At 65.1% G+C, this 22207-nt stretch carries 19 protein-coding genes and 1 tRNA gene; 8 read left to right on the forward strand and 12 right to left on the reverse strand.

Translation table 11 applies throughout. From position 1 onward, the window contains the following. Window positions 1–5: 5 nt before the first annotated feature. From fliD to fliE, 7 genes are all read right to left on the reverse strand, one after another. Window positions 6–1361: a flagellar filament capping protein FliD gene (gene fliD, locus JMJ54_RS02635; RefSeq protein ID WP_203536388.1), complete on the reverse strand. Its 1356-nt coding sequence runs from the start codon at window positions 1359–1361 to the stop codon at window positions 6–8. 93 nt (window positions 1362–1454) lie between these two features. After that, window positions 1455–1892 carry a flagellar export protein FliJ gene (fliJ, locus tag JMJ54_RS02640; RefSeq protein WP_189460473.1) on the reverse strand — a complete coding sequence of 146 codons (438 nt, stop codon included), beginning with the start codon at window positions 1890–1892 and terminating at the stop codon, window positions 1455–1457. Continuing rightward, window positions 1889–3196 carry a flagellar protein export ATPase FliI gene (gene fliI, locus JMJ54_RS02645; protein ID WP_203536389.1) on the reverse strand — a complete coding sequence of 436 codons (1308 nt, stop codon included), beginning with the start codon at window positions 3194–3196 and terminating at the stop codon, window positions 1889–1891. Before fliI ends, fliJ begins: the two co-directional genes overlap by 4 nt. Before the next feature lie 6 nt (window positions 3197–3202). After that, on the reverse strand, window positions 3203–3880 hold the full coding sequence (gene fliH / locus JMJ54_RS02650; RefSeq protein WP_203536390.1) for a flagellar assembly protein FliH: 678 nt from the start codon (window positions 3878–3880) through the stop codon (window positions 3203–3205). Beyond that, window positions 3877–4908 carry a flagellar motor switch protein FliG gene (locus JMJ54_RS02655; RefSeq protein ID WP_189460468.1) on the reverse strand — a complete coding sequence of 344 codons (1032 nt, stop codon included), beginning with the start codon at window positions 4906–4908 and terminating at the stop codon, window positions 3877–3879. Before JMJ54_RS02655 ends, fliH begins: the two co-directional genes overlap by 4 nt. Continuing rightward, window positions 4892–6589 (reverse strand): flagellar basal-body MS-ring/collar protein FliF, encoded by a 1698-nt coding sequence (gene fliF, locus JMJ54_RS02660; RefSeq protein ID WP_203536391.1) that lies wholly within the window; start codon window positions 6587–6589, stop codon window positions 4892–4894. Before fliF ends, JMJ54_RS02655 begins: the two co-directional genes overlap by 17 nt. 15 nt (window positions 6590–6604) lie before the next feature. Continuing rightward, complete coding sequence (gene fliE / locus JMJ54_RS19345) at window positions 6605–6958, reverse strand: flagellar hook-basal body complex protein FliE (protein ID WP_203536392.1); 354 nt, start codon at window positions 6956–6958, stop codon at window positions 6605–6607. Window positions 6959–7255: 297 nt separating this feature from the next. Here fliE and JMJ54_RS02670 point away from each other — a divergent pair, with 297 nt between their 5' ends. From JMJ54_RS02670 to JMJ54_RS02705, 8 genes are all read left to right on the forward strand, one after another. Beyond that, a complete protein-coding gene (locus JMJ54_RS02670) occupies window positions 7256–7876 on the forward strand; it encodes a response regulator transcription factor (protein ID WP_203536393.1) in 621 nt (206 codons plus the stop codon). A 233-nt stretch (window positions 7877–8109) separates the two neighbouring features. Continuing rightward, window positions 8110–8973 (forward strand): FliM/FliN family flagellar motor switch protein, encoded by an 864-nt coding sequence (locus tag JMJ54_RS19495; protein WP_203536394.1) that lies wholly within the window; start codon window positions 8110–8112, stop codon window positions 8971–8973. 3 nt (window positions 8974–8976) lie between these two features. Then, window positions 8977–9345, forward strand: coding sequence for a flagellar motor switch protein FliN (gene fliN / locus JMJ54_RS02680; protein WP_189460460.1), 369 nt, complete (start codon window positions 8977–8979; stop codon window positions 9343–9345). Further along, window positions 9342–10094, forward strand: coding sequence for a flagellar type III secretion system pore protein FliP (gene fliP, locus JMJ54_RS02685; protein ID WP_203536395.1), 753 nt, complete (start codon window positions 9342–9344; stop codon window positions 10092–10094). Before fliN ends, fliP begins: the two co-directional genes overlap by 4 nt. After that, window positions 10095–10367, forward strand: a complete 273-nt coding sequence (fliQ, locus tag JMJ54_RS02690) for a flagellar biosynthesis protein FliQ (protein WP_373295742.1) — start codon at window positions 10095–10097, stop codon at window positions 10365–10367. It abuts the gene before it with no gap. A gap of 8 nt (window positions 10368–10375) precedes the next feature. Continuing rightward, on the forward strand, window positions 10376–11158 hold the full coding sequence (gene fliR / locus JMJ54_RS02695) for a flagellar biosynthetic protein FliR (RefSeq protein ID WP_203536396.1): 783 nt from the start codon (window positions 10376–10378) through the stop codon (window positions 11156–11158). Beyond that, window positions 11151–12290: a flagellar type III secretion system protein FlhB gene (gene flhB, locus JMJ54_RS02700; RefSeq protein ID WP_203536397.1), complete on the forward strand. Its 1140-nt coding sequence runs from the start codon at window positions 11151–11153 to the stop codon at window positions 12288–12290. Before fliR ends, flhB begins: the two co-directional genes overlap by 8 nt. After that, window positions 12287–14377, forward strand: coding sequence for a flagellar biosynthesis protein FlhA (locus tag JMJ54_RS02705; protein WP_203536398.1), 2091 nt, complete (start codon window positions 12287–12289; stop codon window positions 14375–14377). Before flhB ends, JMJ54_RS02705 begins: the two co-directional genes overlap by 4 nt. 26 nt (window positions 14378–14403) lie before the next feature. Here the strand turns inward: JMJ54_RS02705 and JMJ54_RS02710 are convergent, their stop codons facing one another. The 5 genes from JMJ54_RS02710 to JMJ54_RS02730 form a co-directional block, all read right to left on the reverse strand. Beyond that, window positions 14404–15366, reverse strand: a complete 963-nt coding sequence (locus JMJ54_RS02710; protein WP_203536399.1) for a hypothetical protein — start codon at window positions 15364–15366, stop codon at window positions 14404–14406. Between the two features lie 68 nt (window positions 15367–15434). Beyond that, a complete protein-coding gene (locus JMJ54_RS02715; protein ID WP_203536400.1) occupies window positions 15435–16298 on the reverse strand; it encodes a flagellin N-terminal helical domain-containing protein in 864 nt (287 codons plus the stop codon). A gap of 158 nt (window positions 16299–16456) precedes the next feature. Next, entirely contained in the window at window positions 16457–19939 is a 3483-nt protein-coding gene (locus JMJ54_RS02720; RefSeq protein ID WP_203536401.1) for a response regulator, read from the reverse strand. A gap of 121 nt (window positions 19940–20060) precedes the next feature. Further along, complete coding sequence (locus JMJ54_RS02725) at window positions 20061–21323, reverse strand: EAL domain-containing response regulator (RefSeq protein WP_203536402.1); 1263 nt, start codon at window positions 21321–21323, stop codon at window positions 20061–20063. Window positions 21324–22021: 698 nt separating this feature from the next. Next, window positions 22022–22098: transfer RNA gene (locus tag JMJ54_RS02730), tRNA-Arg, on the reverse strand. Between the last annotated feature and the right edge of the window lie 109 nt (window positions 22099–22207).

The following is a 22207-nucleotide window of genomic DNA, read 5'->3' on the forward strand; positions in this document are numbered from 1 at the left end:
CAGTATTAAGCGGCCGTATCCAGCGCGCTGAGCGCGCTCGAGGTCTGGCTCATCTGCGCTTGCAGCGACTGCAGCTTGGAAAACTGCGCCAGGTAGCGCTGGTACAGCAGGTTGAATTTGTCATCGAGCGCGGTCTGCCGGGTGGTCAGGTCTTTCTGCAGCGTCTGTACCGAATCCTGACGGCGCTTGATCTGGCCGGTGGCACTGTTGAGCCACTGGTTCAGGTATTTGTTGGTGTCGGTCAGCAGCCCGGACTGCGCGGTGCCGAACACCTTGTCCAGCGCATCCGGCTTGGCCGCGAGCGCGGTCTGAAGCTTGGTCTTGTCGAGCGACAGCGTGCCGTTGCGGTCGGCGCTGACGCCGAGGTCGAACAGCTTCGCGCCGCCATAGTTCTGGCGCAGCGCGTTGGTCAGGTGGCTGCGCAGCGCCAGCACGCCGGCGTCCGAAACGAAGGCACCGGCAGTGACGCCATTCTTCGCATCGCCGCTCCTGGTCAGGTCGTCGAGCGTCTTTTCCAGTGCGTTGTAGGCATCGACGAAGTTCTGTACGTTCGCCGCCGTCGCATCCTTGTCCTGTGTCACCGTCAGCGTCACCGGCGTATCGCCGGCCTGCATCGCCTTCGTGAACGTCATCGTCACGCCCTGCACCGCGGTGAACGTGTTCGACGCCTGCTGCATCTTCACGCCGGTGGTCTGGTCACCGAGCCAGACGATGGCGTCGCGCGCAGCCACCAGCTGTTGCGGCGCACCGAGCGCGGCCTTGAGCGCCGGATCGTTGACATTGCTGGCATCCAGCGTGATCTGGCTGCTGGCACCGGTCTGGCCTGCGGACAGCACCATCTGCGTCTGGCCGCCGACGGTCATCACCGTTGCACTGATCTTGCTGTTGCTGGCCGAATTGATCGCCCGCGCCAGTTCGGCCGGCGATACCTTGCCGTCAGCATCGAGATCGGCGGTGGCGATGTCGACGCTGAAGCTCGTGCCGTCGGCCAGCGACAGGTTGATCGAGCCCGGAATCGGCACCACCGACACCGCGGTCAGTCCCTGGAAGGCCACCTGGTTGGCCGAGGCCACCTGCTCGACGAAAAAGGAATAGCTGCCGGCCTGCGCGGTGCTGTCGGCACTGGCCGTGCCGACGCCGGTATTGGAGAGCGTTGCGGCCTGCTGCGTCAGGCTGGTCTTGCCGGACAGCCCGGTCAGCGCGGTGCGGAAGTTCGAAAGCGCGCTCTGCAGCTTGGTCAGCGCCGCCGACGTGTTCTGGGCATTGGTCGTCTGGGTCTTGAGCTGCGCCTGCTTGCCCTGCGTGTACGCGGTGGCCAGCTGCTGCGCCATCTGGGTCGGGTTGATCGTGCTATCGGCCATGGTGGTTTCCTTTGCGCGCTGAATGCGGAATGAGGTCTACCTCGTAAAAAGGCGACCCGATCCGGGCAAAGCTGAAATCGGCGTAGTGCATTGTCATGACGCCCGCTGCCGGTACCACGCCTGCGTGGCCAGTTCGTCCTGCCGCTTCTGTTCGCGCCGGTCCTGTTCGACCTGCAGGACCGCGCTGTGCTGCTCGCGCACGCGATCGAGCGTTTCCCGCTTCAGCGACGCGGCCTGCAGCGCCCGTTGCGTCACCGCCATGTCGGCTTCATGCAGCGCCAGATCGCGCTGGTGCGCCGCCATCATGTCGAACACCGCCTGCTTGTAATTGCCGCAGTTGAGCGACAGCGACGGTGGCAGCGAGCCGGTAGCGGCGCTGTCGGCACACAGCTGCGCCATCCGGTCGAGGTTGTGGTGATAGCGCTGCCGCAAGGCTTCCTTCTGCGCCACGTCGGCGGTCAGCCGGTCGACTTCGACGTCGCGCAGCGCCACCAGCCGCGCAAGGCTCAGAACGGTTCGTGCCTGGGTCATGCCACCACCTCGTTCAGTCGCATCAGCGTGTCCGCGAGCGGCGCGGCTTCGCCGACGTCCTGCTGCAGGAAGGCTTCGATATGCGGATACAGATTGACCGCTCGATCGGTCAGCGGATCGGCGCCGGGCACGTAGCCGCCCAGCGGGATCAGGTCGCGGACCTGCGCATGCCGCGCCAGCATCTGCTTCATCGTCCGTGCCGAGGCGACCTGCGCCGGCGAGGCGACCTGGCTCATGCAGCGGCTGATCGACGCGGCGATGTCGATCGCCGGGTAGTGCCCGCGCTCGGCCAGATCGCGCGACAGCACGATATGGCCGTCGAGAATCGCCCGCGCGGTGTCGACGACCGGGTCCTGCTGGTCGTCGCCTTCGGCGAGCACCGTATAGATGGCGCTCATGCTGCCTTCGCCGTCACCGTTGCCGGCACTTTCAACCAGCTGCGGCAGCAGACCGAACACCGACGGCGGATAGCCGCGCGTGGCCGGCGGCTCGCCCAGCGCCAGTGCGACTTCGCGCCGCGCCATCGCGTAGCGCGTCAGTGAATCGACCAGCAGCAGTACGTTGCGGCCCTGATCGCGGAAATGCGCGGCAATCGCGTGGCACAGCTCGGTTGCCATCAGCCGCATCATCGGCGATTCGTCTGCCGGTGCCACGACGAGAATGGCTTTGGCCAGCCCTTCCGGGCCGAGCGCATGATCGACGAATTCGCGCACCTCGCGGCCGCGCTCGCCGATCAGCCCGACGACAACGACATCGGCCTCGGTCTGGCGGGTGATCATGCCCAGCAGCACGCTCTTGCCGACGCCGCTGCCGGCGAACAGGCCTACGCGCTGGCCGCGGCCAAGCGTCAGCAGCCCGTTGATGCTGCGCACACCGACGTCGAGGATCTCGCTCACCGGCTTTTTCTTCAGCGGATTGACCCGCGGCGGATGCGGATCGAGCACGTGCTCGCCGCCGAGTTTGCCGCGACCGTCGAGCGGCTCGCCCAGACCGTTGACGACGCGCCCGAGCCACGACGGCCCGATCAGCAGCTGCCCGGCCTCCGGGTTCGGCAGTACGCGTGCGCCGGTGCTGAGGCCGACCGGCTTCTTGAACGGCATCAGGTAGGACACCTCCTGCCGGAAGCCGACCACCTGCGCATCCAGCCACTCGCCCGACGCGGTCTCGATCCGGCAGTGCTGGCCGGTTTCGAGCTGGCAACCGGTGCTTTCCAGCAGCAGGCCGGTCGCGCCGGACAACCGCCCGGTCAGCTTGGCGACCGGGACGTCATTGAGTTCGAGCGAGCGCAGGGCATTGGCGATCATGGCGGTTTACTCGCTGGTATCCGGCACACCGAGCAACTGGCTGGTGACCTGTTCCATGAAGGCATCGAGTCGCTGGCGACAACCTGCGTCGGCCTCCTGCCCGCCGGCCTTGACCCGGCATTCGCCCGGTTCGAGCCGGGCATCCGGAATCAGCGACCACTGCTGCGCGCGCTCGGGCGCCAGCTCGCGGATCCGCTGGCATTCTTCGGGGTTCAGATAGACCTCGACCCCGTTCGGCGCCGGCGGCATCGAGGCCAGCGTCTCGTCGACCAGCGCTAGCAACTGCACCGGCTGCAGGGCGAGTTCGCAGCGGATTACCTGCCTTGCCACCTTGGCGACCAGATCGACCACTTCCTTGCGCAGTGCCGCCTGATAATCGGCCTGCAGCGCCCTGACCTCGGTCAGCGCAGTATCGAGCGGCTGCATCAGCACGTCGAAACGCGCCTGCATTTCCAGCTTCGCCTCGGTCACGCCCTGCACCAGCCCGTCGGCACGCCCCTGCACGAAACCCTCGGCACGACCGTTGTCCAGCCCGCTGTCGAAACCCTCGCGATAGCCGGTATCCATACCCTGCTGGAAGCCCTCGGCCAGCGACGCCTGCACCTGCGCGGCGTCGCCCGGCAGGGCCAGCGCACCGGGTTTCTGCGACAGTGGCGGAAAGCGGTAAGGGCGGCAGGCCTTCACTCGACGACTTCCTCGGCAAACAGCTGCAGGTCGACCTCGCCACCGTCGGCAAGGCGTTTGACCTGCGCCATGATGTCCTGACGCACCTGTTCGATCCGGCTCAGCGGTACCGGGCCGGAGCGGCGCACCATGTCTTCGAAACTCTGCGCCTGACGCCGCGGCATCGCCTGGACGATGGCGTTGCGCACCGAAGGCTCGGCACCCTTGAGCGCGATCACCCACAGCTCGAGCGGCACGTCTTCCATCACGCGGGTAATGACCGCTTCGGTCTGGCGCGACAGGATGAAGAAGTCGTACATGCTGGTTTCGATCTCGCTGACCACGTCCGGATCGTGCGCACGCAGCAATTCGACCATCTGCGCCTTGTCGCCGGGCAGACGGTTGATGATTTCGGCGGCCTGACGCACGCCCTCGACCAGCGCACTCTGCATGCCGAGGCTGTTCAGGCAGCGGTTGACGACCTCCTCCAGCTCGATCAGCAGGTCGCGATCGACTTCCTTGAGCCGGGCGATGTTGACCAGCACCAGATCACGGCTGTGCAACGGCAGCGCCTCGATCACCTGTCCGGCCAGCGCCGGCGGCAGGAAGGCGAGGAAAACGGCCTGCATGCGTACGTGTTCGTTGCCGATGTGTTCGGCCAGCCATTGCGGCTGCACCCATTGCAGGCGGGCCATTTTCGGCCGGATCGCGTCGCCGTAGATGCTGTTGAGCACGCCGTTGGCGATGTCGCTCCCGAGGGCCAGATCGAGCGAGCGCTGCAGGAAGTTGCGCGATGCGCCATGCACGCCGCTCTGCTGGCGATAGTCGTCGAAGAAGCGCTGGATCGAGTTCTTGACCACGTCGACCTTGAGCCCGCTCATCCGCGACATCACCTGCGTGACCTCCATCAGCTCCTCGCGCGACAGGCAGCGCAACACCGCCGCAGCCGATTCCTCGCCCATGCTCAGGAGCACGATGGCGGCGCGTTCGACCGGTGTCGGCAGGCCGTCGGCAGACGGCGCACTGGCGGAATTAACTGACTCGTCCATTCTTCTGCACCCATTGTTTGACGACTTCGGCTACCCGTTCCGGCTCTTTGTTGGCGAGCGTTTTCAGGTGATCGACCAGCACGTCGACACTCGAACCGGCCGGCGGCAGATCGTAGTTTTCCAGCAGCGGCACCACCGGCATCTGGCCGGCACCGGCACTGCGGTCCGGCAGCGCGGTTGCGGCAGCCGCAACCGGCGCCGCGCCGGCAGCAGCGGCGGCCAGCAGTTGCGGTTCGGCCAGTTGCACTTCGCGCAGCGCCTGCTCGCCGTGTGCCGGCGAAACCCAGTCGCGGAGGATTTTCAGCAGCGGACGGATCACCAGCAGGAAGACCAGCAGCAGCACCACGCCCTGGATCGCGTAGCTGCCGATGTCGATCATCGTGTCGCGCTCTTCCCACCAACGGGCCAGAACCGGCTTCGCCGGGAAGGCCAGCGTCGACACGACCAGCTTGTCGCCGCGTTCGGCGTCGATGCCGAGACCGTTGCGCAGGATGCGGTCGATATTGGCCAGCTGCTCCGGCGTCCAGCCCTTGGCCGGTACCGGCGCGGCAGCGTTGTTCAGCACCACGGCGACGTTGAGGCGCTTGAGCCGGTCACGGCTGCGCTTGATCTGCACCACGTTGCGGTCATAGGCGTACTGGCGTGTCGTGGCGTTCTTGCGCGGGCCGGCATCGCCGCCTGCGGCCTGCGGCTTGCTGGCATTGGCGGCGGCCGGACGGTTGCTGAGCGAACCGGGAATCCCCATCGCCAGCTCGCTGCTGCTCTGTTCGTCGCGCGTCGCCTCATTGGTGACTTTGGGCGTTTCGCCGTACTGTTCGCGCGTTTCCTCGACCCGGTCGGTATCGACCTCGGCGGTCACGCTGGCCTTGTAGTTGTCGCCGCCGAGCGCCGGCGCCAGCAGCTCGCGGATGTTGTTCAGCGCTTCGGTCCGGTACTTGTCGCCGGCCTCTTCGCCGCTGGCGGCGCCAACCGCACCACCTTCGCTCAGGTCGACCTTTGACGACAGGTAGTTGCCGGCCTGATCGACCAGCGTCACGCGCTGCGGATCGAGGCTGGCCACGCTGCCGGCCACCAGATTGATGATCGCGGCAATCTGTTCGCGGCCGAGCTTGGCGCCCGGTTTGAGCGTCACCACGACCGACGCCGAACTCTTTTCACCGTCGCTGACGACGAAAGAAGACGATTTGGCGATCGACAGGTGCACGCGGGCGTGCTCGACCTCGTTGAGCGCCATGATGCTCTGCACCAGTTCGCCTTCGAGACCGCGGCGGAAACGCACGTCCTGGACGAACTGGCTGACGCCGAGCGGATCGTTCTTGTCCATCAGCTCGAGCCCGGCCGGCAGCTTGGCGACGACGCCCTTGGCGGCAAGCAGCATGCGCGCCTTGCCGAGTGCATCGGCGGGCACCAGCACCTGGCCGCTTTCCGGATGGATGCGGTACGGCACGTGCTCCGCATCGAGCACCGACATCATGTCGGCGGCCGAGATGCTTTCGCGTGCGCCGAACACCGGCTTGTAGCCGGCCTGATCGCGCCAGAAATACATCAGCACCAGCGCGGTGATGCCGATCGCCAGCACGACGATGGGCGCGAGGCGCTTGAAGAACGACGGCGGCAGCGGCGGCAGCTTTGCGCCATCGGCACGAAGGCGGCCAAGGCCCGATTTGAGCGTTGCGATCACGGCGTGTCCGTTCCTTTAGAGCTGCATCTTGATGAGGTCGTCCATCGCCCCCACCACCTTGTTGCGCACCTGCATCAGCATCGAGAACGACAGGCTGGCTTCCTGGCTGGCGAGCATCGCGCCGACCAGATCGTCGCTCTTGCCGGCATCGACATCGGCCATCCGGGTGCTCGCGATGCGCTCCTTGTCGTCGGTGCCGCGCACCGCCGCCTTGAGGACGTCGCCAAAATCCACCGGCTGCCCGGCCTGTCCGTCGATGGCGGACGGCAGGATGTCGGCGTCGTGACCGGCACGCGCGATGCTGCTGCGTATCTGCAGCAGATCGGCACCGATCTGTTGCCCTACTCCCGAGGTCAAGCCACTGGCCATTCGATTCGCTCCCGCTTCAATCCGTCTTCCAGCCCGCTTTTTCCAGCCCATGCTGCGCTGCAGGCAATGCTTCTTTGTGGGGTGGATTGTTGCCGAGGGCAATGACGCCAGACAGAGTAGAAACACTCACCCCGCCTAGGTATTTCCCACCAGCGGCATCCGGTACAGTCTGGCCGCTTGCCACCCTTGGATGCGGTCCGCCGGGGGCACCCCGCCTATAATTTCCGGTAACAACCTCCCCGCCATCCGGGCCGTCCGCCACGGAACGGGGCATCCCTCTTCTGGAGCACGAATCCGATGCAAGGCACCTTCAGCGCAGGGCGATCCGCCAAGACGATCTACGTGATCGACGACGACGATTTCATGCTCGAAGCCATCAAGGACATGCTCGGCAGCCTCGGCGCCGAGGTGCAGCTGTTCGACTCGCCGGTCACCTTCCTGCAGCGCTATTCGCCGAGGCCGGTCGAGTGCGTGATCTCCGACATCGTCATGCCCGAGCTGTCGGGGCTGGAAATGCAGAAGAAGCTCGTCCAGACCCACCTCGTCCCGCCGCCGATCGTGTTCCTGACCGGTGTGTCCGAAATCGCCGCCGTGGTCGAGGCGATGCGCAGCGGCGCCTTCGATTTCATCGAGAAGCCGGTGAATGGCTACACGCTGGTCGAGCGCGTCAACGCCGCGCTGGCCGAAAGCGTCAGCCTGCACTCGAAGCGGCTGGCACTGGCCGCACGGCAGGCCCGCATTGCGCTGCTGACCAGCAAGGAAGCGGAGATCGTCGAGCTCGTCGTCGCCGGCAAGCCCAGCCGCGAGATTTCCGAAGCGCAGGGCATCAGCATCCGCACGGTCGAAAACCACCGTGCGCGCATCATGGCCAAGCTGCACGTCACCTCGACGGTCGAGCTCGTCCGGCTCTTCCTCTAGCCGGCGCCGATCGCGATCAGGGTGGAACTACTCATGCGCACTGAGTAGTTCCACTCTGGGTATTTTCCCGGCGGTATTTAAGAATCAAGGCGTAACGTCCGGGCCCCGCATTGCCGAAACGGCAGACATCAGGCACGGACAGCCGGTCCCCTCATCCGTCCATGACCGCCGCAGCCCGAACGGGCACGGTGCGGTTGCAGCGGGAGCGCGCAAAACCCAATGAGTGGATCAACGTGCCGACGACCAAAACCAAGCTGATCAGCCCAGACGCCGCGGCGGGCTACCTGCCGGTGGATCCGTGCACGCTGGGCCGCCCCTTCCACCTGCTCGGCAGCTTCACCAACGGCTTGCGCGAGCAGATCGCCGGTTATTTCGAGCGCCGTTTCAACCGCCGCTACGGCGCGCAGATCGCCGTCACGCGACTGGCAGTCTGCCGCCCCGACGAAATCGGTCCGGCCGGCAAATGGCGGCACTTCCGCTCCGCCACCGGCCGCATCTGCTTTGCGCCGGACCGCGCGCTGCTGCTGAGCTGGCTCGATTACCGCTACGGCGGCAAGGAAGCCGGCGGCCAGTCGGCGCCCGCCACCGACAGCGTGCCGGAAACCGAAACCGAACTGCGGCTCGCCGCGATGCTGGGCATCGACCTGCTCGACGTACTGGTCGGCTGTCTGGACGCCTCGGTCACCGACGGCCACGGCGGCTTCCGGCTCGACCATCACGGCAAACCGGCATCGGCACTCGGGCTGCGGGTCGACCTGCGCGACGACGTGCGCGACCTCGATGGCACGCTGTGGTTCGCGCTCGACGACGCCTGGCTGTCGCGCCTGCTGGCGAGCGTCAGCCAGCGCCGCAAGCGGGAATCCGGCAGCAAGCCGGCTTCCGTGCCGCTGGCCAGCCAGCTGCAGATCACGCTGACCACGCGGCTGCTGACGATGGAAATGTCGCTGGGCGAGATCCTCGACACCCGCGTCGGCGACGTCATCCCGGTCAGCATCGGCCCGGCCGAAGTGCTGGTCGACGAATCTCCGTTCTTCACCGCCTCGGTCGCCGAACACAACGGCAAGCTGTGGCTCACCTCTTTCGAACATCTGGACTAAGTCATGGACATCAGCGATCAGATCGACCTCAACACCATGCTCGATGGCGTCATTCCGGACGACGCGCTGTTCGACGAGCCGGCCGAAACGCCTGCAGCACCGGCCAAGCCGCGCCGCGACCTCTCGCAGATGCTGCGCAAGATTCCGGTCACCGTGACGCTCGAGGTCGGCTCGACCAAGATCTCGCTGTACGAGCTGCTGGCGATCGAACAGGGTTCGGTACTCGAACTCAACAAGCTCGCCGGCGAACCGCTGGTGATCAAGGTCAACGGCACGCCGGTCGGTCGCGCCGAAGTGGTGGTCTCGGGCGAGAACTACGGCCTCAAGGTCGTCGAGATGGAACACCTCGATCTGGACACGCTCGCACCATGACCCGGCACGGCCTGATCCGGCTGGCGCTGCTGGGAGCGACCGCCGCCCTGCTCGCCCACCCTGCCGTCGCGGCGTCGGTGCCGCTGTTCAGCGCCGGCAGCGGCGGCGCGTCGACCGACTTCACCGTCAAGACGCAAGTTCTGATCATCATGACGCTGCTCGGGCTGCTGCCCGTGATGGTGCTGATGATGACGAGCTTCACCCGCTTCGTGATCGTGCTGTCGCTGCTGCGTCAGGCGCTCGGTCTGCAGCAGGGCCTGCCCAACCGCATCGTCACCGGCGTGGCGCTGATCCTGACACTGCTGGTGATGCGGCCTGTCGGGCTGGAAGTCTGGAACAAGGCCTTCGTGCCGTACGACGCCGACAAGATCGGCATGCAGGAAGCACTGATGATCGCCGAAGCACCGATCTCGCGCTTCATGCTGGCGCAGACCGGCAAGAGCGCGCTGCTGCAGGTGGCCAAGCTGGCCGGCGAGCCGCCGGTTGCGAAGCCGGCCGACTACTCGTTCACGGTCAAGCTCGCCGCCTTCGTGCTCAGCGAGCTGAAAACCGCATTCCAGATCGGCTGCATGCTGTTCATCCCCTTCCTCGTCATCGACCTTGTCGTGTCGTCGGTGCTGATGGCAATGGGGATGATGATGCTTTCGCCGCTGGTGATCTCGCTGCCGCTCAAGCTCTTGATGTTCGTCCTCGTCGACGGCTGGACGCTGACCGTCAACACCCTCGTTTCCAGCATACAGGCCTACTGAATGTTGACTCCCGATATCGCCGTCGACGTCGTTACCTCCGCGCTGCACGCGGTGATGCTGCTCGTCACCGTACTGGTGGCACCGGGGCTGATCGTCGGCCTGCTGGTCAGCCTGTTCCAGGCCGCCACGCAGATCAACGAGCAGACGCTGAGCTTCCTGCCCCGGCTGCTGGTGACGCTGCTGGCGCTGAGCCTCGCCGGCTCGTGGATCACCAGCTACCTGATGGATTTCTGTGTGGAAATCTTCCAGCGCGCGGCGCAACTGGTCGGCTGATTCCGCCAATGGACGCGATCGCCAAGGCGCTCCCCGATCTGCTCGCCGCGGTATGGTGGCCGTTCTGCCGCTTCATGGCGGCGTTCTCGATGGCGCCCATCCTCGGCGACGGCATGGTGCCGGTACGGGTGCGGGTGCTGCTGTCGCTGGGCCTCGCGATCGTGACGCTGCCGGCGCTGCAGGCCGCAACGCACATCGACCCGTTCTCGGCGCGCGGCATCGTCGTCGCGATCGAACAGGTCGTCATCGGCGCGGTGTTCGGGCTGGCGTTCCACCTGAGCATGGCGGCGATCATGCTGCTGGGCTTCGTCACCTCGTCGCAGATGGGGCTGAGCATGGCGGTGATGAACGACCCCATGAACGGCTCGTCGTCCGACGTCGTCTCCAGCCTGCTCTACATCCTGTGCATTCTGGTGTTCTTCTCGATCGACGGGCATCTGGTGCTCGTCAACATCGTCTACACCAGCTTTGCCCGCTGGCCCATCGGTGGCGGCATCGATCTGCTGTCCTTGCAGGACATCGCCTACAACGTCGCCTGGGTGTTTTCGGCGGCGCTGCTGCTGGCGATTCCGGTGATCTTCTCGGCCATGGTCGTCCAGCTCGGCTTCGGCCTGCTCAACCGCGTCGCGCCGACGATGAACCTGTTCTCACTCGGTTTTTCGGTAGTCACGCTGTTCGGCCTGTTCATGCTGGCGATGCTGATCCGTACGCTGCCCGACCACTACCTCCGGCTGACCGAACAGGTACTCGACCTGCTCAACCAGCGGCTTGCGGCAGGTCCGCATGGCTGAAGCATCGTCGGCCGACAAGTCCGAAAAAGCCTCGGCGCAGAAGCTGCGCAAAGCGCGCGAGCAGGGTCAGGTTGCCCGCTCTCGCGACGTCGCGACCGCGATCGGCATCTTCGCCAGCCTGAAGCTACTGCTGGTGCTGATGCCCGGCTATCTGGAAGACTTCCGCCGGCTGTTCGTGCTCAGTTTCGCCAACGTGTCCGGTGACGGCGCGCTCGACAACAGCTGGAGCACGCTGTTTCCGGTGACGATGTGGCTGCTGGTCAAGATGGTACTGCCGCTCTGCGTCGTGCCACTGGCCGCCATCATCGCCGGGATGATTCCCGGCGGCTGGGTTTTTAACGCATCGCACTGGCTGCCCAAGTTCGAGCGGATGAATCCGCTCGCCAACCTGGGCCGGATGGTCTCGGCCAAACACTACTCGCAGGTCGGGCTGTCGATCCTCAAGGCCGTGGTGCTCGGCGCGCTGATCTGGCACGTGTGCACGTCGCGCGTCGGCGACTTCCTGCAGTTGCAGGGCCTGCCGCTCGGGCTGGCGATCGCCCGCGGCGCCGATCTGCTGATGGATTCGATCATGCTGCTGTGCCTGATCTTCATCGCCTTCGCACTGATCGACCTGCCGGTGCAGATCCTGCTGTTCCTGCGCAGCCAGCGCATGACCAAGCAGGAGCAGAAGGACGAGTACAAGACGTCCGAAGGCCGGCCCGAAGTGCGCAACCGCATCCGCCAGCTGCAGCGGCAGATCGCCCAGCGCAGCCTGCGCAAGGCGGTCCCCGGCGCCAATGTCGTCATCGTCAATCCGACCCACTACTCGGTCGCGCTCAAGTACGACGAAAACCGCGCCGAGGCGCCCTTCGTCGTCGCCAAGGGCGTCGACGAAATGGCGCTGTACATCCGCGAGCTCGCGAAAGAGCACGACATCGAGGTGCTGCCGCTGCCGCCGCTCGCCCGGGCGATCTACCACACCAGCCAGGTCAACCAGCAGATCCCGGCGGCGCTGTACAACGCCGTCGCGCAGGTGCTGACCTACGTGCTGCAGCTCGACGCATTCCGCCACGGCCGGCGCAAGTCGCAACCCGCGATGCCGACCGACTTCACCATTCCGGAAGACCTGTTGCCCAAGGCCCGAACATGAACGACCTGACCCGACTCCTCGCCGATCTCGCCAAGCAGAAAATCGCCACGCCGCTGTTCCTGCTGGCCATCCTGTCGATGCTGATCCTGCCCCTGCCGCCGATGGTGCTGGACGTGCTGTTCACGTTCAACATCGTGCTGGCGATCGTGGTGATCCTCAGCAGCGTGTCGGTCAAGCGGCCGCTGGACTTCTCGGTCTTCCCGACGATCATCCTCGCAACGACGCTGATGCGGCTGATGCTCAACGTCGCGTCGACCCGGGTCGTGCTGCTGCACGGCCACGAAGGCACGCACGCCGCCGGCCAGGTGATCGAGTCGTTCGGCAAGGTGGTGATCGGCGGCAACTTCGTCGTCGGTCTGGTGGTGTTCGTCATCCTGATGATCATCAACTTCGTCGTCGTCACCAAGGGCGCCGAGCGGATTTCCGAAGTGTCGGCGCGCTTCACGCTCGATGCGCTGCCGGGCAAGCAGATGGCGATCGACGCCGACCTGAACGCCGGGCTGATCAACCAGGAAAAGGCGCAGGCCCGCCGCCGTGAAGTGGCGGCCGAGGCCGATTTCCATGGCGCAATGGACGGCGCATCCAAGTTCGTCCGCGGCGATGCGATCGCCGGCATCCTGATCCTGCTGATCAACATGATCGGCGGTGTCGCGATCGGCGCACTGATGCACGACCTGAGCTTCGCCGAAGCCTTCAAGCAGTACGCGCTGCTGACCATCGGTGACGGTCTGGTCGCGCAGATTCCGGCGCTGCTGCTGTCGGCTGCGGCGGCGATCATCGTCACCCGCGTCAGCGATGCCAACGGCGATCTGGAGCAGCAGGTCGGCTCGCAGCTGCTGACCTCGCCGTCTGTGCTGTACAGCTCGGCAGCGATGATGGTCGTGCTGGCCATCATCCCGGGCATGCCGTGGCTGCCCTTCCTGTCCTTCGCCATCCTGCTGGGCTATGTCGCCTGGCGCCTGGCCGGGCGCGAGCCGGCGGCGCCGAGCAGCAACACCCAGGCCATCGAGCAGGCGCTGCTCGGCAACCCGCAGCCGGAGCCCGACTGGACCAGCATTCCCTACGTCGAAGTCCTCTCGGTGTCGCTCGGCTACAAGCTGGTCAGCATGATCGACAAGGCCAATGGCGCGCCGTTGCTCAAGCGGACCCAGGGCGTGCGTCAGAGCCTGGGCGATACCCTCGGGGTACTGCTGCCGCCGATCGGTGTCCGCGACGATCTGGGCGTGAATCCGTCGCAATACGTGATCCAGCTCAACGGCTCGGCCATCGTACAGGCCGAAGTCTACGCCGACCGGCTGATGGCGATTCCGTCTCCGCATCTGTTCGGCGAGGTCGACGGCATTCCGGGCATGGACCCGGCGTATAACCTGCCGGTGATCTGGATCCAGCCGGAAGACAAGGCGCATGCACTCGGCCTCGGCTATCAGGTCGTCGACTGCCCGAGCGTCGTCGCCACGCACCTGAGCAAGGTCATCCGCGAATACCTGCCCGAGCTGTTCCGCCACGACGACGTGGCCGCGCTGCTCGAGCGGCTGGCCGCGCTGTCGCCCAAGCTCGCCGCAGCGCTGGAAAAGGCGATGACGCACACACAGTTGCTCAAGGTGTTCCGCACGCTGCTGACCGAAGGCGTCTCGCTGAAGGACATCGAGCCGATTGCCACCACGCTGCTCGATGCGGCCGAAACCACCAAGGACCCGATCCTGCTGGCCGCCGAGGTCCGTTGCACGCTGCGCCGGCAGATCGTCACCGGGCTGATCGGCCAGAAGCCGGAGATGAAGGCGTTCAACCTGACCGCCGCGCTCGAGAACATCCTGCTCGGCGCGCTGAGCCAGGCCCAGCAGACCGGCAAGGCGGCGCTCGACAGCTATCCGGTCGACCCGAATGTGCTGTCGCAGCTGCAGATCAACATGCCGATCATCCGCGAGCAGATGAAGCAGCAGGCAACGCCGCCGCTACTGCTGGTCATGCCGCAGATCCGGCCGATTCTGGCCCGTTACGCCCGGCTGTTCGCGCCGGGACTGGCCGTGCTGTCGTACAACGAGATTCCGGAAAACAAGGACGTCAGCATCGTCGGCACCCTCGGCTGACGTTTTCCACCCGCGCCGAGTACCGTTTACGGTGTTTGCGGTGCGGTCAGCACCTGCAGCACCTGCGCAGCGACATCGAACAGCCTTGGTGCAAGCAGCCCCGGCGCCACCGCACGCCGCCGCAAACGCCAGCCGCCGCGTTGCCCTACCCGTCCGGCGCCGATCCGGCATTCGACCAGCGTGCAGCCGGCGCGCAGCGTCGCCGCGGCCAGCGCGGGCTGCAGCGCACGCAGCAGGTCGCCGGCAGTCGCCGACGCCACGCGGATCTGCAGCCTGACCCCGACGCCGGCCGGGATCACCGCCAGCGCCACCAGACCGATCGCCGGCAACTGCACCGTCAGCAGCAGCACCGGTTCGGCGTCGTCATCATCCGGCGCTGGCGCGCTGTCATCGGGCTCCAGCAGGCCCAGTGTCAGTGGCAGGCCGCCCCACGCAAACGCCGGATACAGCCAGCGGGTTTCGCTCGCTTCGGGTGACCGTTGCAGTGTGGCGCCGACATCGGCCTGCAGCAGCCAGCCCGGCAGCGGCGCTCCACCCGGCAACAGCTTCGGATCGACGTCGGTGGCCATGCGCGTCTGCATCAAAAGGCGCCAGCCGGCCGCCACGGCCATCAGGTCGGGTGCCGCCCAGCCAACCCGGCGCAATGCGAGCTGATCGACGGACTGCATCGCGTAGGAAGACGGCAGCACCGACGCGGATGCGCCGGCCGGCGTCTCGTCGACCACGGCCAGTTGCAACTGCGGCATGGTCGCCAGTACGCGCAACAGCAGCACGTCACCGGGAACAACCGTCCTTCCGGCAAGCTGCGGCAAGGCCAGCCGCTGACCGGCATCGGTCAGCCCGGTCAGGTGACGGTCGCCTTCGCGACCGGTCACGATCGTCACCTGCAGCAGGCTGCCGACGGCCAGCGCCGCGCCCTGAGGCAGGGTGGCGGTTCCGGTGGACGGCGCGGCAACGGGGGCCGACAGCGGATTCAGCGCAGGGGTCATGGAGTGCTCCGGTCAAGAAAAAAGCCAGCCGAGATGACGGCTGGCTTTCGGTACGGGCGAAGTGCCGTTTACTGCATCAGCGACATGACGAGCTGCGACATGCTGTTGCTTTGCTTCAGCATCGACGTGCCAGCCTGCATCAGCATCTGGTGCGTGGTCATGTTGGCGGTTTCGCTGGCGTAGTCGACATCCATGATGCGGCCACGGGCTTCCTGCGTCGTGGTGCTCATGTTCGACAGGTTGTTGTACACGTGGTCCAGACGGTTCGAGTTCGCACCCAGGGCCGAACGCAGTTCGCCCACCTTGTCGAGCGCGGTGCTCAGCTTGGTGATCTGGCCGTTGGCGCCACCGGCTGCGGTCAGTTCGGTACCGGTTGCAGCAGCGGTGTAATTGCCGCTGACGGCGGTCAGCGCGGTATCGACAGCGGTCAGCTGGGTGCTGACGTCAACGTCCATCACTTCGGCAGCGCTGGCGCCGATCTGGAACTTCAAGGCTGCGGCAAGCTTGCCGCCGGTCGGGTCCAGCAGCGACTGGCCGCCGAACGAGGTGTTCTTCATGACGTTCGACAGTTCGAGACCGAGCGAGTCGTACTCGGCCTGCATGGCGGTCTGGTCGGTCGCGGTCGACGATGCGTCGGCAGCCTGGGTCGCCAGATCCTTCATCCGGGTGAGGATGTTGGTCATTTCGTTGAACGCACCTTCGGCGGTCTGCATCATCGAGATGCCGTTCTGGGTGTTGCGCATCGCCACGGCCATGCCGCTGGTCTGTGCGTTCAGGCGGGTCGCGATCTGCAGGCCGGCCGCGTCGTCCATGGCCGAGTTGATGCGGTAACCGGTACCGAGGCGGCTCAGCGAGGTGCTCAGCGAGCTCTGGGTGTTGTGCAGGTTGTTCTGGGTGGACAGCGAAGCGGCGTTGGTGTGCAGGCTCAGCATGATGGAATTTCCTCTGTCAGTGGATTCAGCATTCTGGAAGCGACATCCATTCAGATGCCGTCACTGACACAAGGCGACACGACATCGTCCAACATTAAATCAGAATCGAATAATTTTCTTATTTACCCCGTTTCGCCACATAAAAGCTCGCCCGAAGCTCACCCCGCACAGGCCTCGGCCGGCGGCAAAGCCGCAAGAATGGCGGCCGTCAGACGCTCGACTTCCGCGTTGAATCCGACCAGATCCAGGCCGATGTCGGCACCGACGGCCAGACCTTCTTCGAGCCGCGCCGACAAGGCCCGCAACGTTTCGGCCCCCAGCGTGGCGGCGACCGACTTGATCGAATGCGCCAGCCTCGCCGCCAGCACCGTATCGCCCCGGGCCTTGGCATCGGCGATGCGCCGGGCGATGTCCGGGTAATCGGCGGAAAATTTCCGCAGCAGCTTGAGGTAGGTCGGCTTGCGGCCCATCAGCCGCGCCAGCGCACCGTCGACATCCAGCCCGTCGATGTGCGGGATGTCATCACCTGCGACGACAGCCGGCGCCGCTGCAATGTCCGCAGGCTCCTCCGCGACGTCGAAGCGCCGGTCCCATTTGCGCAGCGTGGTGAACAGCAGGTGCGGATCGATCGGCTTGGTGATGAAGTCGTTCATCCCCATCGCCAGGCATTTTTCTCGGATCGCCGTGTGCGCGCTGGCGGTCAGCGCGATGACGGGCAGCGTCGACAAGGCCTGCTGGGCACGGATATGTGCGGCCGCATCGATGCCGTCGAGTACCGGCATGTGCAGGTCCATCAGCACCACGTCAAAACGGCCAGTGCTCGCCAGCGCCACCGCGGCATGGCCGTCCTTGGCGATCGACACCTCGACACCGGCCACGCTGAGCAGGTCGACGGCGACCTCCTGATTGACTTCGTTGTCCTCGGCCAGCAGGACCTTCAGTCCGCGCAGGCTGCCGAAATCCTCGGAAATCGGTCCCCATGCGCCACCGAGCGCGCCGGGCAGCGGATCGCCGTACGACGGGAAAATCAGCGTATGCAGCGTTTCGAGCAAGGCCGACGACGTGACCGGCTTGTCGATGACGGCCGAAAACGACAGCGGCATGTCGATGACCTCGCCGCCGCGGCCCGGGTGCAGCGCAATCAGCAAGGGATGACTGCCCTGCAGGCCAAGGTCGCGGATGCGCCCGGCTACCGCCGGGCCGTCCATGCCGGGCATCTTCCAGTCGATGAACACGAACTCGTACGGCCGGCCTGCACGGTCGGCGGCAAGAATGGCCTGAATCGCTTCCTCGCCGGAGCGGGCCTCGCCGACGTAGAACGCCATCGACCGGAGCATGGTGGCCAGGGTGCGCCGTGCACTGCTGTTGTCGTCGACCACCAGCACCGAACGGCCGGCGGCTTCGAACGTCTGGACATGTTCGGGCAGGCGGACTTCCGACTCCTGCAAATCGAGCTCGAGCCAGAAGGTGCTGCCGACACCGACGGTGCTCTCGACCCCCACGTGGCCGCCCATGGCCTCGGCAAAACGCTTGGAAATGACCAGACCCAGCCCGGTCCCCTCGGCATTGAACGCCAGCGAGGAGTCGAGCTGCTGGAACGGTTTGAACAGCGCGCCGCGCCGGTGCGCCGGAATGCCGATGCCGGTATCGCGGACCTCGAAACGCACCCGCAGGCGCTGGCCGATTTCGTCGATGACCCGGATATGGATCGCCACTTCGCCGTGCGGGGTGAACTTGACCGCGTTGTTGACGAAGTTGATCAGGATCTGGCCGATGCGCAGGCGGTCGCCGACCAGACCGAGCGGCACGTCGGGGTCGATCTGGATCAGCACCTCGAGGCCCTTGTCGTAGGCTTTTTCCCAGACCAGCGAGATCACGTGGTCGACCAGCTGGTCGAGTGCGAAGTCGGACTCGTTCAGCGCCAGCTCGCCGGCCTCGATCTTGGAAAAATCGAGGATGTCGTTGACGATGCCGAGCAGATGCTGGCCCGAGTCACGGATGCGCTCGAGATACTGCCGGGCACGCGGCGACGCCTGCTGCTGCAGCGCAAGATGCGACAGCCCGATCATCGCGTTCATCGGCGTGCGGATCTCGTGACTCATGTTCGCGAGGAAATCCGCCTTGGCCTGCGACGCCATTTCGGCCTGTTCCTTGGCTGCAGCCAGCTCCGCCGTCCGGACCTTCACCACGGTTTCGAGGTCGTCGGTCAGCTCCCGCAGCCGCTCGGTGGTCTGCAGCTGTTCGGTCACGTCGATCGCCACCACGCCGACGGCTTCGACATCGGTCCCGCCGCTGCCCGGAATCGGAAAACGGATGACGCGGTAGCGGCGGTCGCCGCTTTCCTGCGTCATCGTATCGAGCACCTCGCCCGTTTCGAACACTTGCCGGTCCAGCTTGCGCATCTCTGCCGCCGGCGCCGGCGGCAGGAGGTCCTCGCAATGCCGGCCGATCATGTCGCGGCTGCTCAGGCCCAGCAACTGCTGGGTATACGGATTGGCGACGAGATAGCGGCCAGCCGCATCCCGCACCGAAATCGCGGCAGGGAAATTCCTGATCAATGACGTGAAGCGCACTTCCCGCGACAGGATCTGCCGGCGCGAACGTTGCGACGCCCAGGTCAGGAACACCAGCAGCGCAATTGCCAGACCGGTCATCAGCAGGATCACGTTCCGCGCAAGCCGGTAGGCCGAGTACACCTCGCTGGTGTCCTCTTCGACGATCAGCCCCATGTGCATGTCGTCGAGCCAGCGCCCCGCGCCGAGCACCTCTTCACCGCGGTAACCGACGTAACCGTCGAACAGCTCGGCCTGCCCGCTGCGGATGACCCCGGCGGCCATCGACGTCAGTGGATCGGTCGGCTTGTGCGTCATTCCGCCCTTGGCCTGTACGGCACCGGGCACCCTGGCCCAGACCACCTTGTCGCGCTCGCCCGGCGACGTGTTGAAGCGACTGGGCGAAATCAGCAGGCCGGCGGCATTGATTGCATAAACCTGGCCGGTGTTGCCTACCCGGCCGATCGCCAGCAGGTTGGAGAACATCTGCTCGGCATCCATGCGCAGGCAGATGTAGCCATGGAGCGAGTGCGCGTCCCGCACCGCAGCACAGGCCAGTTGGTAAAGCGCCCCGGCTTGTGCAATCGTACCGTCACGGCGCGTCATCGGATGTTCTGATCGGATCGGCCGGGAGACGGCGCCGTCGCGCAAGGCGGCACGGGCCAGCACTGCACGGACATCACCGGTCGCGTTTTCACCGACGATGTATTTGCGCGATGCACCGACAGCGACGCCGTCCACTGTCCAGACCGACAGACCGCTGAAGCCCAGCGCCACGTAGGCGGACTGCCAGTGTGCGTCCAGCCGTTCGAACATCTGCTGCCGGCGTTCTGCCGAGGGCTCGTCCAGCAGCGCAATCACCGGTTTGGCCATTTCGGGCTGCGATGCCAGCACGCGCGATTCCTGCGCATGCGTTTCGCCCCAGCGCGCAAGCAGGGGCTCCGTCTTGTCCAGCGACGCACGCAGATGACTGGCCGCGAACTCGCGCGCCTGATCGTGAATCAGCTTGAGCGAAAACAAACAGGCCGCAACGAGGATCAGAATCCCTGTTGCGGCCCAGGCGACCGTTGGACGAAGCGTGAATTGCATCAGTTTGAAAACCTGGCCCGCGAGCCCGTAAAAATAGTCAGGATTCGCCCCGGATGCCTAGCTCGGCATCGATCAGCGTGAAATCCTGTTGTCCGCCATCCTCATGTCCGCCATCCTCAGATCAGCGCGGCACGGTTTCTCCCTGCTCGCACAGTGCCGCGACGCGGTCACGGTTCTCGCGGATCCAGTCGAAGACGTCGACCGCGGAAATCGGGCCACCGAAATGATACCCCTGGACGATGTTGCAGCCCATCGACTTGAGCATGGCCAGTTCGGCGGCAGTCTCGACACCCTCGGCCACCGTCGACAGACCGAGGCTGCGCGCCATTTCGAAAGTGGAGCGCAGGATCTCGGCCATATGCGGCTTGCCCGGCGCTTCGGTCACGAAGACGCGGTCGATCTTGAGTTCGGTGAACGGAATCCGCGACAGTTGCTGCATCGACGAAAAACCGGTGCCGTAATCGTCGATCGAGATCGCGAAACCGGCCTGCCGCAAGCGGCCGATCGATTCGAGCACCATCGGTACGTCTGCTGCAAGAACAACCTCGGTGATTTCGAACGTCAGCTTGCGCGGCGAAACCCCCGAAGTACCGACCCGGGCAATGATCTCGCTGATCAGCCAGTGATCCAGCAACAACACCGGCGACAGGTTGAGCGACACCGACACGTCGGTGCCGCGACTTTTCCACGTCACCATATCGGTCAGCACTGCGCCGAGCATGTACAGCGTCAGCTCGCCAACCTGACCGCGCTCCTCAGCCAGTGCGATGAAGGACGCAGGCAGGATCACCGTGCCGGCCGCATCGTGGATTCTGGCCAGCGCCTCGAAACCGGACAGCCGCCCAGTCCGCAATTCGATCTTCGGCTGGTAATGCGGCTGGAGCATCTGGCCATCCAGCGCTTCGCGCAGTGCGTCCGGCGTCATGGCCGCGCGGTCCGACTGGGGCCGCAGACTGCGAAGCGCCAGGTGTTCGGCCAGCGAGGTGAACATCGCGGCGAGCACGTCCAGCGGAATCGGCTTGTGTACACCACCCAGCACATGGAAGCCGAGCCTGCGTGCCTTGTCCTCGACGCTGGCGATCAGCGCGTTGTCCGAATTGCTGGCGATCAGCAGCGCCGGACGATAACCGTCCTCGGCCAGCTGCTCCAGCACCTCCGGCCCGTCGATTCCCGGCAAGGCGATGTCCAGCACGATCAGCGCCGGCGGCACCATCAGGTTGCGGACCAGATTGAGCGCGGCAAAACCGTCGCCGGCTTCGTGAATGCGCTCCACGCCGAGCAGGGTCAGCTGCTCGACGATGTGTGTCCGCTGCAGCGCGCTGTCCTCGACGACAAGCACGCCCTGACGTTGCACCATCGGGTGAATGGCAACCTCGACCCTCATTTCGACCCCATCTTTTGTCGGCTGTGCGCCGGCGTAATTTCGGGCACCGATCGGCCCCAAACGGTTACGCCATCATCGCATGTTTCAATTCGCCAGAAACGCGTTGGCGCTGCTATTTGCAATACCCTGTACCCGCCGCCCTCATGCTGCAAAGCAACACAAATCAATCCTGATTGCGAGCATCAAAAAGCTTACCAAACCCACCTGGAAATCCGGATCTGATTTTCCGTACATTCACGCCCGAATCTTTCAACATAAATACAGACAGGGTATCCAACACCCCGGGGAAGGCAGGAGGCATGACGGCTCACGCAAAGCCCGCGCTGGCATGCGCCATGGCTACGTGGCGCCAGGCCCACTTGATACAACAAGGCGGCAATGCATCGGGAAGAGTTAAATCGGTGGCAACGATCGTTGCAACGATGACACGGCAGGCGGCGGCATCGGGCGTGACGGCGGGCAGTCAATATGCCGCATAAATAAACGCATCCCCGAGCAAATCGCAGCAGCACCGCAATTGATCCGGGAATCAGTACGCAAAAACCGGACTGCAACATCGGGATGGTGGTTCGACGACGTGGCGGACTGATACACAACCACCACCCCGGCAAGGAGGCCAGGCAGCAACATGAAGCGGTGCATGATGGCGAAAGACGTAAAAAAGGGCCTAACCGCTAAGGTTAAGCCCTTGTTTTTACTGGCGCGCCCGACAGGGATCGAACCTGTGACCTTCAGCTTCGGAAACTGACACTCTATCCAACTGAGCTACGGACGCAACGCCAAGGGGTGCGATCATAGCGTGTCGTTGCACCCGCGTCTACACACGGCTTTCTGATGGTCGTCTTTGCCGGTATAATTGCCGCCACAAAAATAGGTATTCCAGC

The sequence above is a fragment of the Jeongeupia naejangsanensis genome, from assembly GCF_016865585.1.
Lineage (GTDB): Bacteria > Pseudomonadota > Gammaproteobacteria > Burkholderiales > Chitinibacteraceae > Jeongeupia > Jeongeupia naejangsanensis.

Excerpts from the sequence above, each read along its gene's own strand:
- fliD (WP_203536388.1), bottom strand. The coding sequence starts at position 1,361 with ATGGCCGATAGCACGATCAACCCGACCCAGATGGCGCAGCAGCTGGCC.
- fliJ (WP_189460473.1), bottom strand. The coding sequence starts at position 1,892 with ATGACCCAGGCACGAACCGTTCTGAGCCTTGCGCGGCTGGTGGCGCTG.
- fliI (WP_203536389.1), bottom strand. The coding sequence starts at position 3,196 with ATGATCGCCAATGCCCTGCGCTCGCTCGAACTCAATGACGTCCCGGTC.
- JMJ54_RS02655 (WP_189460468.1), bottom strand. The coding sequence starts at position 4,908 with ATGGACGAGTCAGTTAATTCCGCCAGTGCGCCGTCTGCCGACGGCCTG.
- fliE (WP_203536392.1), bottom strand. The coding sequence starts at position 6,958 with ATGGCCAGTGGCTTGACCTCGGGAGTAGGGCAACAGATCGGTGCCGAT.
- JMJ54_RS02670 (WP_203536393.1), top strand. The coding sequence starts at position 7,256 with ATGCAAGGCACCTTCAGCGCAGGGCGATCCGCCAAGACGATCTACGTG.
- fliN (WP_189460460.1), top strand. The coding sequence starts at position 8,977 with ATGGACATCAGCGATCAGATCGACCTCAACACCATGCTCGATGGCGTC.
- fliP (WP_203536395.1), top strand. The coding sequence starts at position 9,342 with ATGACCCGGCACGGCCTGATCCGGCTGGCGCTGCTGGGAGCGACCGCC.
- fliQ (WP_373295742.1), top strand. The coding sequence starts at position 10,095 with ATGTTGACTCCCGATATCGCCGTCGACGTCGTTACCTCCGCGCTGCAC.
- fliR (WP_203536396.1), top strand. The coding sequence starts at position 10,376 with ATGGACGCGATCGCCAAGGCGCTCCCCGATCTGCTCGCCGCGGTATGG.
- flhB (WP_203536397.1), top strand. The coding sequence starts at position 11,151 with ATGGCTGAAGCATCGTCGGCCGACAAGTCCGAAAAAGCCTCGGCGCAG.
- JMJ54_RS02705 (WP_203536398.1), top strand. The coding sequence starts at position 12,287 with ATGAACGACCTGACCCGACTCCTCGCCGATCTCGCCAAGCAGAAAATC.
- JMJ54_RS02710 (WP_203536399.1), bottom strand. The coding sequence starts at position 15,366 with ATGACCCCTGCGCTGAATCCGCTGTCGGCCCCCGTTGCCGCGCCGTCC.
- JMJ54_RS02715 (WP_203536400.1), bottom strand. The coding sequence starts at position 16,298 with ATGCTGAGCCTGCACACCAACGCCGCTTCGCTGTCCACCCAGAACAAC.
- JMJ54_RS02720 (WP_203536401.1), bottom strand. The coding sequence starts at position 19,939 with ATGCAATTCACGCTTCGTCCAACGGTCGCCTGGGCCGCAACAGGGATT.
- JMJ54_RS02725 (WP_203536402.1), bottom strand. The coding sequence starts at position 21,323 with ATGAGGGTCGAGGTTGCCATTCACCCGATGGTGCAACGTCAGGGCGTG.